The organism is Methylophaga sp. UBA2012 (genome assembly GCF_002335235.1).
Classification (GTDB): domain Bacteria; phylum Pseudomonadota; class Gammaproteobacteria; order Nitrosococcales; family Methylophagaceae; genus Methylophaga; species Methylophaga thalassica.
Map to the genome: position 1 here is coordinate 11619 of NZ_DDCG01000003.1, position 12878 is coordinate 24496.

Here is a 12878-nt window from a genome sequence, read left to right on the forward strand (position 1 = left end):
TCCAACCAATTAAACATGCCCAAAATCAAGTTTGTGGGCAAACCAACGTGTCACTAAGGCCTCGGCTTTCTCCGGAGCTAACTCCAGCATTTTATTGGCCGCCTGTTCCATCACCGTTAACAGTTCCTGATCTTCCAGTAAATTAGCAACGCGAAATTGCGGCAGACCAGTCTGACGAGTACCGAGAACTTCACCGGGTCCACGGATTTCCAGATCACGCTGAGCAATCACAAAACCATCATTACTTTCACGCAGACATTTTAATCTGGCCTGACCATTCTCAGACAGTGGCGCATGGTACATCAAAACACAATGACTCTCGACCTGGCCCCGTCCAACCCGACCACGCAATTGATGTAACTGTGCCAGCCCAAGTCGCTCGGCATTCTCAATCACCATCAAACTGGCATTGGGCACATCCACGCCCACCTCAATAACAGTGGTCGCCACCAGCATATCTAACTCTCCAGCCTTGAACGCTGACATGACACGCTCTTTGTCCGCTGACTTCATCCGGCCATGCACAAGCCCTATTTTTAAGTCCGGTAAACTTTCCTGCAAGGTAGTCGCGGTATCTTCGGCGGCCTGACACTGCAAATGTTCAGACTCTTCAATTAAGGTACACACCCAATAGACCTGCCGGTTCTGCTGGCAAGCAGCATGGACACGTTCAATCACATCCTGACGTCGGCCATCTGAAACGACGACGGTAGTGACAGGTGTTCTTCCGGGTGGTAACTCATCGATCACCGAGACACTTAGATCAGCATAAGCGGTCATCGCCAGTGTGCGGGGAATCGGGGTTGCCGTCATCACCAGTTGGTGTGGCATGGTATCCACATCACGGCCTTTATCTCGTAAAGCCAGACGCTGGTGCACACCAAAGCGATGTTGCTCATCAATAATGACTAAACCCAGCTGATTAAATACCACTTCATCCTGAAATAAGGCATGGGTACCTACAGCCACTTTAATCTCACCTGACTTTAGCTGCTCTAATACCTGTCGTCGTTCTGCTGCAGTCTGTTTTCCAGCGCACCAGCCTACTTTCATACCCAACGGTGTCAGCCACTGGGTAAAGGTTTTGAAATGCTGTTCTGCTAGTAGTTCTGTTGGCGCCATCATCACCGCTTGTGCACCAGCACTGACAGCATCAATAGCGGCAAGTGCCGCTACAACGGTTTTGCCTGAACCCACATCGCCCTGCACTAATCGCTGCATCGGAAATGGCTTGATCATATCGGCTTCAATTTCCGTCAATACTCGTTGCTGCGCTTTAGTTAACGGAAATGGCAACTGATTTAACAAAGCTTCGCGCTGTGCTGGGTCTGGATTTAATGCTGGTGCCCGATGATGTTGTGTCTGCTGACGCAGCTTTTTCATGGTCAGTTGCTGAGCCAGTAACTCTTCATAAGCCAGTCGTTTTTGTGCCGGATGTTGCCGGTCGATTAGTTGCTGCACAGGTGCATCCGGCGGCGGTTGATGCACAAACTTCAAGGCCTCAGTCAGAGAAAAATCAGCCACATTGTGACAACGAGCTTCAGGTATCACTAACTCCGGCATCAAGCCATTTTCAAGACTGGCAAGCGCCTGTGTAATCAGTTTGCGCAGGGAAAGTTGGTGCAGCCCTTCTGTAGTCGGATACACCGGTGTCAGTTCAGAATCGACCGGCACAATTTTACCGGCATCTATTAACTGGTATTCAGGATGTACCATCTCAAAACTGGAAGGCCCATTACGCACTTCACCAAAACAGCGAATCTTCCGGCCTTTTTCCAGCTGCAGTTGCTGAGCTTTGGAAAAATGAAAAAAACGCAGGATCAATGAGCCTGTTCCGTCAGAGATATGGCATAACAATGATCGACGACGGCCAAATTTGACTTGCGAAAGTTGTATGGTGCCTTCTACAAGGACTTCCTGTTGCAATCTCAATGCACCCAGCGGCATTAAGCGGGTACGGTCCTGATAGCGGAGAGGAAGATGAAACAGCAGATCCTGGACCTGCTGTACACCAATTTTGACAAGACGTTCAGCGACTTTTCCGCCAACGCCTTTCAATGAAGTCACGGGTTGTGATAATCCATTATCCGCCACCACAACCTTAACCTCCTAAAGGTTAATAATTACGCATTAAGATGCAGAATTGCATCCATTTCCACAGGCACATCTTTCGGTAAAGAAGCCACGCCGATCGCTGCACGTGCTGGATAAGGCTGCTCAAAATACTCCGCCATAATTTCATTAACAGCACCGAAATAGCTTAAATCGGTCAGGTAAATATTCAACTTCACCACATCCTGCAAACTACCACCAGCCGCTTTAGCTACCGCAGACAAATTATCAAACACACGTTTAACCTGTGTATTAAAGTCACCTTCGATAACAGTCATTGTTTCGGGTACCAATGGAATCTGTCCTGACAGGTAAACCACATCACCCACTTTTACTGCTTGTGAGTATGTGCCAATAGCTTCAGGGGCATCCGCTGTATGAATAATTTCGCGAGACATTCATTTCTCCATCAAAGTCTGGTTTTAATTAATACGAGTAATTCTTTCTACCATGTCGAGGCGACGTAAGCGGCGAATAACACGCGCTAAATGCTGGCGATTGGCTACTTCGATGGTCAGACGTAAATCAGAGTAGCCACCATCACGTTCATCAACGACAACATTGTCGATATTGGAATCAGACTCAGATACCACGGCCGCAATCGTCGCGAGGACGCCACGTTGGTTTTTCACATGAATCATAATATCGACCGGGAAGTCACGTGATACATCAGGTGACCAAGCTACATCCAGCCATTTCTCATTCTGCACACGGAGATTAGAGGTGTTTTTACAGCCACGCTGATGAATGATAATGCCGCGACCACTACTGACATAACCATGAATCGGATCGCCCGGAATCGGATGACAACAACGGGCAAAGCTCACCACCATGCCCTCGGTACCAGCGATCATCAGCGCCTGTGCTTCTGTATCCGGCGTTGATTCATGCACCAGTTTCTGGGCGATTAATAAAGCAGAATGGTTACCGAGACCGATATCCTCTAACAAGTCATCAAACTGTTTCAGTTCAAACTCATTAATCAGCTCGTTAAAGCGTTCAACCGGAATTTCATCCAGATTAGTCGAGAACGCGGTCAGGTGTTTGTTTAACAAACGACGTCCGAGTAACACCGCTTCTTCGGTCTGCAAGTGACGTAAATAATTACGAATATTGGTCCGTGCTTTCGCCGTCACCACAAAATTCAGCCAGGCAGGATTTGGATGTGAAGCAGGTGAAGTAATGATTTCAACAGACTCACCGGTTTCCAACTGACTGCTGAGTGGCACCAGATGACGGCCGACACGGGCAGCGACACAGTTGTTACCCACATCACTATGTACAGCATAAGCAAAGTCGACCGCTGTGGCACCTCTTGGCAGGGTCAGAATTTCCCCTTTTGGCGTCGACACATAAATTTCATCAGGGAATAAATCAATACGCAGATTTTCCAGAAACTCCATCGAGTCACCAGAGCCTTTCTGCATTTCCAGAATGCCTTGCAGCCATTGGCGTGCTTTACGGTGAGCTAAATTATTACCCACTGATTCACCGGTTTTGTATAACCAGTGAGCAGCAACACCCGCTTCTGCCATATGATCCATATCACGGGAACGAATCTGCACTTCAATAGGCACACCATATGGACCAAACAATACGGTATGTAATGACTGGTAGCCATTGGCTTTAGGAATCGCAATATAGTCTTTGAATTTACCTTGTACCGGTTTGTACAGGTTATGTACCACCCCCAGCATCCGATAGCAGGCGTCCACATCATCGACAATAATACGGAAAGCGTACACATCCATCACCTCAGAGAATGACAGTTGTTTGCTGACCATTTTTTTATACAAGCTATACAGGTTTTTCTCACGCCCCTGAATATCAGCACTCAAACCTTCCTGTTCCATTCGGTTCAGAATAGACGCGGTGATCTGTGTGACAATTTCTTTGCGGTTACCCCGTGATTTACGTACAGCATCCTGAAGCACACGGTAACGAATTGGGTACAGAACATGGAACCCCAGATCTTCCAGCTCACAACGCATTAAATTCATGCCGAGGCGTTGGGCAATAGGTGCGTAAATATCCAATGTTTCGTTGGCTATGCGACGGCGTTTTTCAGGGCGTAAATGGCCCAGCGTGCGCATATTGTGGAGACGGTCTGCCAGCTTAACGATAATAACGCGGATATCACGTGACATCGCCAGCAGCATTTTTCTTAAGTTTTCAGCCTGAGCATGCTTTTGCGTTTCAAAAGCGGCTTTTGCTAATTTGGTAACACCTTCAACTAACTCACCGACTTCTTCACCAAATTCAGCGGCCAGGTCAGCTTTTGTCAGCGCAGTGTCTTCAATCACATCATGAAGCAATCCGGCCATGATGCATTCATAATCCATATGCATCATGGCCAGAACATGGGCGACGGCTAACGGATGGGTGATGTATCGCTCGCCACTGCGGCGAGTTTGGCCCTCATGTGCGTTATCCGCGAAATGATAGGCTCTTCGTATCGCATCGACCTGGCCTGATTCCAGGTAATTTGCCGTCGCATAGCACAAGTCATCTATTGTCAGTTTGGGTTCTGACTCCTGGATAAAATCCAGTTCAGAAGCAACGGATGGCTTGGCACTCACTGTCGTTTATTCTTCCGTTTGTAATTCTTCGTCACTGACGATGCTTTCAGCAGCATGTTCACGGGCATTGGTCTTTTCGAGAATTTCACGACCAACTAAACCTGCAGCAATCTCACGTAACGCTAGAACAGTAGGTTTGTCATTATCAATGCTGACCATAGCGTCATCACCCATGGCGATTTCACGAGCACGTTTTGAAGCAACCAGGACTAATTGGAAACGGTTATCAACATTTTCTAAACAATCTTCAACAGTAGTACGAGCCATGGTTTTTCCCAGTTAAAATTTAAAGAATCAATTTTACGAAATATCTTAGCTTTGAGCCAGTAATTCAGCGATTAAGTCCGCTTGAATATTTTTTTGAATCGCTAAGGAATGACGCTGTGCAACGATGATAGATGACAAACTGGTCAATGCCTGTTCAAAATCATCATTGACGATTATGTAGTCAAATTCAACATAGTGCGAGATTTCATTCTCTGCATCACGCATACGTCTGGAAATGACATCCTCATTATCCTGACCGCGATTTCGTAAGCGTTGTTCCAAAGTCGCTTTTGATGGCGGCAGAATGAATATGCCAATCGCTTGCTGGAAATTGTTTCTGACTTGTTGCGCACCCTGCCAGTCAATTTCCAGAATGACGTCAAAACCTTCACTTAATAAGGTTTCAACTGTTTCAGAAGATGTGCCGTAGCTGTTATCAAATACCGTGGCTGACTCTAGAAACTGTCCAGCATCTCGCATCGCTGAAAAGGTTTGCTGATCGACAAAATGGTAATCCTTACCATCGATCTCACCCTCACGAGGAGCGCGAGTTGTGTGTGAGACTGATAGTTTAATTTCAGCATGCTGTGCAATAAGCGCATTGACCAAACTCGTTTTGCCCGCACCTGACGGTGCAGCCACAATAAAAAGATTACCCATCATAAAATTCTGAACGCTGTTAGGAATAATTGGGCAATTATGACAAAAAGCCCTGTGTTTCACCATGAAGGATCTAATGCTGCGTCTATTTTTATAAATAAACCGATCTAAATGATGAACATAAGCAACTATTTTTATTAAGCCAATTCACATTGGCACAATTATCAATCATAATGATTGTGCACAACAAATTATGCACACAACCACCTAAGGTACAATACAAAAATAATTATCCATGCATATAATTATCACAGCGTAACAAACTAGTGGAATTACCGACGATTCCTTCATAACTTCTTTGAAAGCAAACTAGTTCAGCGATTAACTACTTCCTCATTTGGAGGGGAAAATGAAAATATTAAAGACTTTAGCAGGTGTGGCTCTGTCACTCTTCATCGCGAGTTCAGCTTCCGCTGCTCACCTCAGCGACAAAGTTATTTATGCGACAAAAAATAAAAAAGAAAGCACAATTCAGCACTTTGCTGGTGCTTATCAGTACGTAAGCACAGATGGTAGCTTCAGCGCAGGTACAGGCCCGGATTACGCATACCAACTCAATCCAGAGGCAACAACAAACTCGGTTAAACAAGACCAGTTAAACACCGCGTTTAATGCTGCTGAAGCTTCTGGTAATTATTCTGAACTGGTTGGCTACGATGTATCAGATTTTTACAGCACGGGTTCCTACCCTGCGGCTACAGAAAGCACCGACTTTTTCACCTCAGATGTGTTTTCAACTGGCTATCTGAATACAACTTCACTCGGTCTGACATTTGAAGGCATCATGATCAAATCAGGCAACACGACACTTGTCGCCTTATTCAGTGATGCGATTTCAGAGTTGTATTTCAAAACCTTTATTAAACAGGGCATTTCTCATATCGCCTTGTTCAACACAGCCCCTATCTCTGCAGTGCCAGTGCCTGCCGCTTTATGGCTGTTTGCTCCAGCATTACTTGGTTTAGTTGGTTTCCGTAGAAGGCAATCAGCGACTAAGTAAGATTGTCGTAAAAGCTCAAAAAAACGCGGCCAAAAGCCGCGTTTTTTTATGTCTGATTGAAAAGATTTTCAATCACTCAATATTCTGAATTTGCTCACGCATCTGTTCGATTAATACTTTCAGATCAACCGAGTATCGTGTGGTATCAGTATCAATCGATTTAGAGCCTAATGTATTGGCTTCACGGTTTAATTCCTGCATCAGAAAATCGAGTCGGCGACCGATAGGCTCATTCCGTTTCAATGTATGTTTCACTTCATTCACATGATTCTGTAAACGATCGATTTCTTCTGCCACATCCGCTTTTTGCGCCAATAGCACCATTTCCTGCTCAAGCCGCTCTGGTTCCAGACTCACCTCAAGCTCAGCAATCCGGTCTGATAATTTTTGTCGATGACTGGCAAGAATGTCTGGCAGACGAATTTTAGTTTGTTCTGCAATATCGTTGATTTGCTCACAGCGTTGAATAATCATCTGTTCCAGCGCTGCACCTTCTCGCTCGCGGGTTGCCACTAAATCATCCAGCGCGTGTTTTAAAGAATTCAATACGGTTGCTTGTAAGGCATCCTGATCCAGACTTTCAGTCTGAATGACGCCAGGCCATTGCATCACCCGTAAGATATCAATCGGCGCCGCATTATCAGTAAAAGAAGCCAGCTGTTGATAGTTTTCCATAACAGTTTTAGCCAGGTCGACATTCATTTGTAATGCATTCTGCGCTTGCTCAGGCACACGATAGCGTAATGCGACTTCCACCTTACCCCGACTCAGCGTGTCGCTGATCAGTTTGCGCATCGCCATTTCAAACGGACGAAAACTTTCTTCAAAACGAAAAGACACTTCCAGATAACGATGATTTACTGAGCGAATTTCCCAACTCAAGCTGCCAAGCTCAGTTTGCTCCTCATGGCGGGCAAAGGCGGTCATACTTCGTGTCACAATCATGTCCTATTTCTGAATTAATCTGACATCTTACAGAAAACCATTGATAAAAAGCATCTGCGGCAGTGATTTAGGGCAGGTATAATAGGTTAAATTTGACTGAGGAAAAGCGAATATGCGTCCAAGTGGTCGTCAAGCCAATGAATTAAGACACGTCAATATCACCCGTAACTACACCAAACATGCCGAAGGCTCAGTACTGGTAGAGTTCGGTGACACCAAAGTACTTTGTACTGCAACCGTTGAAGAACGTATTCCACAATTCTTACGCGGAACAGGTGAAGGTTGGGTGACCGCTGAATATGGCATGCTTCCACGCTCTACCGGTAGCCGCATGCAACGTGAAGCGGCCAGAGGAAAACAAGGCGGCCGTACAATGGAAATCCAGCGCCTTATCGGACGCTCATTACGCGCAGCCATTGATCTGAAATCATTAGGTGAGCGCAGTATTACCATTGACTGCGATGTGATTCAGGCCGATGGTGGTACTCGTACAGCCTCTATCACGGGTGCTTATGTTGCATTACACGATGCCATCAGCCATTTACTCAACACCAGAAAGCTGAAATCCAGTCCCCTACATGGTCAAGTTGCTTCAATTTCCGTCGGTATCTATAACGGCACACCGGTTTTGGATTTGGACTATGATGAAGATTCATCTGCAGAAACGGATATGAATGTGGTCATGAACGATGCAGGCGCTTATATCGAATTACAAGGCACCGCTGAAGGACATGCCTTCCGAGCTGAAGAATTACAATCCATGTTGGATCTGGCTAGTCATGGCATCAGTCAGCTGATGGAAAAACAACGGGAAGTACTGGCAGTATCATGAAAAAAATCGTCTTAGCGACCGGCAATCAAGGCAAGCTTCGTGAGTTTGCAGAAATACTCGCCCCTCTCAAAATCGACATCGTCTCGCAAGCCGATCTTGGTGTCATTGAGGCTGAGGAAACCGGTTTAAGCTTTGTCGAAAATGCCATCATCAAGGCTCGCAATGCCTGTAAACAGACTGGCCTGGCAGCCATTGCTGATGACTCTGGTATAGAAGTAGATGCCCTGCGCGGTGCGCCGGGCATTTATTCTTCCCGCTATGCCGGTAAGTCTGCCACAGATAAAGACAATATTGCTGCTTTGTTAGACGCACTGAAAGATGTGCCGGCCTCTGAGCGCAGTGCCCGTTTTCAATGCGTTATTGTCTTCATGCGTCATGCTGACGACCCGACACCCCTGATATTTCACGGTAGTTGGCAAGGTCAAATAATGACGGAAGCCGTTGGGGATTCAGGTTTTGGTTATGACCCCATCTTTTTTGTTCCCGAAACGGGCTGCAGTGCAGCAGAACTTAGCTCAGAACAAAAACACGCGATCAGTCATCGGGGCCAAGCAATGCATCGGTTTGTTGAAGAATTCCCATACAATCGCCATCAGTTTTGATCACATTTTTAGCTACTATTTAATGTGATGCTTCGATACCGGACTCCATTCATCACGCTATTTTTAGCTTTATCTGCTTGTTCATCCCCCTACGCTGAGCATCCTATAAAACCGATCCGCAGTAGTCAGAGCCTGAATGATATATGGGACAATGATTATCGTTTTTTTATTGGTCAGCCCACTCCCGATCGTTTTTCAGTCTGTCACAGCATGAGCTGCTATAAAATCAGTGAAGCGAGCATTAATAAGCGGGATTGGCAGGACATTCTCACACTGTTTGCCAACAACGACAGTGCTGAAGATGAACGCCATGCAGTTCAACAAGCCATTGCCAGGTTAGAATTTCTCGTCGGAATGCAGATTGACAGCCAGCATGATTTAGCTCGTAACCAGATAGCGTCTAATCGTTATGGTCAGATGGACTGTGTTGATGAGGCCACCAATACCAGTGTCTATCTGCGTATGCTTGAAAATGCAGGTGTTTTAACATGGCATACTACCGCTTCACGTATGTCACGAGGTATTTTTCAGGGTCAGGCGCCACACAACACGGCGACGATGATTGATACGCAAACGCAGATCCGTTATGCCGTAGACTCGTGGTTTTATGAAAATGGAAAAGCCCCAGTCATTATCAATCTGGATAAATGGATGTCAGGCTGGGAACCGGAACAACAATAATGTTCAACTTTACAAGCTTACCGCCTCTTAGTCTTTATATTCATGTGCCCTGGTGTGTACGTAAATGCCCCTACTGTGACTTTAACTCTCATGATAATCATCAATCACTGCCAGAACAGGCCTATATTGATGCATTGATACGTGACCTGGAACAAGAATTACCCCTGATTTGGGGACGCTCGATCAATACGGTCTTTATCGGTGGTGGCACACCCAGTTTATTTTCAGCAGAAGCATATGATCGGCTTTTCTCTTCAGTCCGTGCCTTACTGCCCTTGCAACATGATGCTGAAATTACTTTAGAAGCCAATCCAGGTACTGTAGAAGCGGGTCGTTTTAGCGAATATCGTGATGTCGGTATCAATAGGCTGAGTATTGGTATCCAGAGTTTTGATCAGGATGCACTACAGGCTCTGGGCCGTATCCATGACAGCAAGCAAGCGATCAAAGCCGTGGAATATGCCCATCAGGCAGGGTTTGATAGTTTTAATCTGGATCTGATGTTTGGCTTACCCGGACAGGATGAGAAAAAAGCCAGGCATGATGTTGAAACCGCCATTGCCCTGGCGCCACCGCATATTTCTTACTATCAATTAACGATAGAACCCAACACGCTGTTTTATGCTCAACCGCCGAGTCTTCCGGATGACGATCCAATTTATGACTGGCAGCTTGCCAATCAGGCAAGTCTGGCTGAAGCGGGTTATATGCAGTATGAAACCTCGGCCTATGCCCAAAAAGGCCATCAATGCCGCCATAATATTAACTACTGGCGCTATGGTGACTATATCGGCATTGGTGCCGGTGCTCATGGCAAAATCAGCAGTGCTTCTCCACAACAGATTCAACGGCGTGTTAAACAAAAACAGCCACAGAAATATATCGATACGGCAGGCACAGAAGCGGGATTGCTTGAGCAAACTTTCGTCAGCGAGGATGAGGTTGGATTTGAATTTATGTTGAATGCGATGCGTTTGCTTGATGGCGTTCCCACACCGCTTTTCCAGCAACATACTGGCGTGCCAATTTCTACAATAAAACAGGCTATGCAAAAAGCTGAACAGTTAGAATTATTGCAACATACTATCGAGAGAATTCGGCCGACAGAAAAGGGGCAACGTTATCTCAACAGTCTCATTGAGCTATTTATATAGGCATAGTATGCTTTTTGCACAAAGACATAAGGAAACGTTTATGGCAAACCGTTCTCTGCTAATTATTGGCACCGCATTATTGTTTTTTACCAACCTCTGTCAGGCAGAAGTGATTTCCATTACGGATCCCAGTTATGAGGTAGCTAATGATCCCTCAGGCATTGTCCGGCCCACCCGAGGAATGACAATGGTTCAGGTAAAAGAACAGTTTGGGGAACCAGATACCATTCGTCCAGCCGTCGGACAGCCGCCAATTACGCGTTGGGAGTATGCAAAGTTTGAGGTGGTGTTTGAATACGACAAAGTAATTCATTCTGTTGTCGTCAAATAAATATCGAGACCACTAAATTAGATAGTCGCGTTAATCGTCCTGACTTGGTGCAGAATCAATATTCAAAAACCGTTTTAATGCCCATTTCGGCAGCGTTCCCATCCTTGCATGATGCAAAGAATCAGACTCAATAACAATCAACACCAATACACTGACCAGCGTTGGCAAAATTCCAAGACCACCGATCATGGCATAGACAGCTTCTTTCATCATGCCAAGATGCATATGACCGAGCACACCTAGGGTCGACACGCTGACAAGCAGTAGAAGAATCATCAGAAAAAAACGACTCCAGCGACGTGCTACTTGCCAATGTGCCCAAACAAACTCACCCTCTTCACGTTTGACCCGACTCGATCGCCAGTAGGTATATCCCAGTGCCAAAAAAGAAATTAATGGCACCAGGAATAAATACTTCATATACGTTGGACCAAACGTAGATATCGCGGTAAACACCAGAATATGATTGCCAATCAGGTTGCTTAAAAAAATATCATGGGGCAACTTGGCACGTGCAATCTCTGTTTCGGTTGGTTCCGCGAAATGCGTCATATCGATTACGCCATATTGTTCAAAATGGCTTCACGCACGGCATCAAGCTCAGCATTTACGGTTACAACAGCAGATGTACTTTGTTTGATCGCTGTGTCAGGATCTTTTAAGCCGTGACCCGTTAAAGTACAAACAATAGTGCTGCCTTCAGGGATTTTGCCTGATTTAATATCACGCATAGCTCCCGCCAAAGATGTTGCTGAAGCAGGCTCACAGAACACGCCTTCTTTTTCAGCTAATAACTTCTGCGCAGCCAGAATTTCTTCATCAGAGCATTCATCAAACCAACCGCCCGACTCTTCTTTCACCTGCCAAGCTTTATCCCAGCTTTGCGGGTGACCGATACGAATCGCTGTGGCGACTGTTTCAGGATCATCTACCATATGACCACGCATGAAAGGCGCACTGCCAGCCGCCTGATAACCAATCATCTTAGGACGATTTCCGACAATGGCACCACCTGCATATTTACATTTACCACCACAATAAGCACATGAATCGGTGACATGATCGCCTGAATTACATGAATACTCACAGTAGCCAATCCAGTGAGCCGTAATATTACCGGCATTCCCTACAGGCAAGCAGTGATAGTCAGGCGCTCGACCCAGTTCTTCGACAATTTCAAAGGCCGCTGTTTTCTGTCCTTGTAAACGATATGGGTTTATCGAGTTCACAATGGTTACTGGTGCGTGTTCAGCGACTTCTTTGACTAACTGCATGCCCTGATCAAAGTTGCCTTTGATTTGAATAACGGTTGCACCGTGCATCATTGCCTGGGCCAGTTTACCTTGTGCGATTTTGCCGTCTGGGATAAGTACAAATGCAGCGATGCCTGCACGTGCAGCATAAGCCGCAGCCGCAGCCGATGTATTACCTGTTGAGGCACAGATAATCGCTTTACTTCCCTCTTCTACCGCTTTGGTCACAGCCATGGTCATACCACGGTCTTTAAATGAACCCGTTGGGTTCAGACCTTCGTACTTCACATAAATATCGACATCCTTACCCAGCTCTTTGGTAATGTGGTTGAGCTTAATAAGCGGGGTATTGCCTTCACCAAGACTGATCAGGCGGGTATCGTCATTGACTGGTAAACGGTCGCGATAGCGCTCAATGAGTCCAGTGTAACGTGGTCGAAATGACATAATAATTTCCTCTAA

Annotated in this window: 14 protein-coding genes; 6 read left to right on the forward strand and 8 right to left on the reverse strand. The window is 45.9% G+C overall.

Annotation, left to right across the window (positions count from 1 at the left end; translation table 11 throughout):
* Positions 1-9: 9 nt before the first annotated feature.
* The 5 genes from recG to gmk all read right to left on the reverse strand — a co-directional run bounded on the left by recG (position 10) and on the right by gmk (position 5621).
* Positions 10-2097 (reverse strand): ATP-dependent DNA helicase RecG, encoded by a 2088-nt coding sequence (recG, locus tag B2248_RS03230; protein WP_273180291.1) that lies wholly within the window; start codon positions 2095-2097, stop codon positions 10-12.
* Positions 2098-2123: 26 nt separating this feature from the next.
* A complete protein-coding gene (locus tag B2248_RS03235) occupies positions 2124-2510 on the reverse strand; it encodes a RidA family protein (RefSeq protein WP_007146776.1) in 387 nt (128 codons plus the stop codon).
* 24 nt (positions 2511-2534) lie between these two features.
* Positions 2535-4631 (reverse strand): bifunctional (p)ppGpp synthetase/guanosine-3',5'-bis(diphosphate) 3'-pyrophosphohydrolase, encoded by a 2097-nt coding sequence (locus tag B2248_RS03240; RefSeq protein WP_337955133.1) that lies wholly within the window; start codon positions 4629-4631, stop codon positions 2535-2537.
* Positions 4632-4697: 66 nt separating this feature from the next.
* Positions 4698-4958, reverse strand: a complete 261-nt coding sequence (rpoZ, locus tag B2248_RS03245) for a DNA-directed RNA polymerase subunit omega (RefSeq protein ID WP_007146778.1) — start codon at positions 4956-4958, stop codon at positions 4698-4700.
* A gap of 45 nt (positions 4959-5003) precedes the next feature.
* The gene (gmk, locus tag B2248_RS03250) at positions 5004-5621 is read right to left on the reverse strand and encodes a guanylate kinase (protein WP_273180287.1); all 618 of its coding nucleotides are present in this window, start codon (positions 5619-5621) and stop codon (positions 5004-5006) included.
* 346 nt (positions 5622-5967) lie between these two features.
* Between gmk and B2248_RS03255 the strand changes: the two genes are divergently transcribed.
* Positions 5968-6618 carry a VPLPA-CTERM sorting domain-containing protein gene (locus B2248_RS03255; RefSeq protein ID WP_273180285.1) on the forward strand — a complete coding sequence of 217 codons (651 nt, stop codon included), beginning with the start codon at positions 5968-5970 and terminating at the stop codon, positions 6616-6618.
* A gap of 72 nt (positions 6619-6690) precedes the next feature.
* On the opposite strand, the gene B2248_RS03260 is transcribed toward B2248_RS03255, so the two are convergent.
* Positions 6691-7557, reverse strand: coding sequence for a YicC/YloC family endoribonuclease (locus B2248_RS03260; RefSeq protein WP_349676129.1), 867 nt, complete (start codon positions 7555-7557; stop codon positions 6691-6693).
* Positions 7558-7675: 118 nt separating this feature from the next.
* On the opposite strand from B2248_RS03260, the gene rph reads away from it, so the two are divergent.
* From rph to B2248_RS03285, 5 genes are read left to right on the forward strand one after another with little or no spacing between them, the layout of a single operon-like run.
* Positions 7676-8395, forward strand: coding sequence for a ribonuclease PH (rph, locus tag B2248_RS03265; RefSeq protein WP_007146800.1), 720 nt, complete (start codon positions 7676-7678; stop codon positions 8393-8395).
* The gene (gene rdgB, locus B2248_RS03270) at positions 8392-8997 is read left to right on the forward strand and encodes an RdgB/HAM1 family non-canonical purine NTP pyrophosphatase (RefSeq protein WP_273180283.1); all 606 of its coding nucleotides are present in this window, start codon (positions 8392-8394) and stop codon (positions 8995-8997) included. The genes rph and rdgB overlap by 4 nt, the downstream gene beginning before the upstream one ends.
* 27 nt (positions 8998-9024) lie before the next feature.
* On the forward strand, positions 9025-9678 hold the full coding sequence (locus B2248_RS03275; RefSeq protein WP_273180314.1) for a hypothetical protein: 654 nt from the start codon (positions 9025-9027) through the stop codon (positions 9676-9678).
* A complete protein-coding gene (hemW, locus tag B2248_RS03280) occupies positions 9678-10832 on the forward strand; it encodes a radical SAM family heme chaperone HemW (RefSeq protein ID WP_273180281.1) in 1155 nt (384 codons plus the stop codon). Before B2248_RS03275 ends, hemW begins: the two co-directional genes overlap by 1 nt.
* A gap of 40 nt (positions 10833-10872) precedes the next feature.
* The gene (locus tag B2248_RS03285) at positions 10873-11163 is read left to right on the forward strand and encodes a hypothetical protein (protein ID WP_273180279.1); all 291 of its coding nucleotides are present in this window, start codon (positions 10873-10875) and stop codon (positions 11161-11163) included.
* A gap of 30 nt (positions 11164-11193) precedes the next feature.
* On the opposite strand, the gene B2248_RS03290 is transcribed toward B2248_RS03285, so the two are convergent.
* Positions 11194-11715, reverse strand: a complete 522-nt coding sequence (locus tag B2248_RS03290; protein ID WP_273180277.1) for a hypothetical protein — start codon at positions 11713-11715, stop codon at positions 11194-11196.
* Positions 11716-11720: 5 nt separating this feature from the next.
* Positions 11721-12863: a threonine synthase gene (gene thrC / locus B2248_RS03295; RefSeq protein WP_007146806.1), complete on the reverse strand. Its 1143-nt coding sequence runs from the start codon at positions 12861-12863 to the stop codon at positions 11721-11723.
* Positions 12864-12878 lie beyond the last annotated feature (15 nt).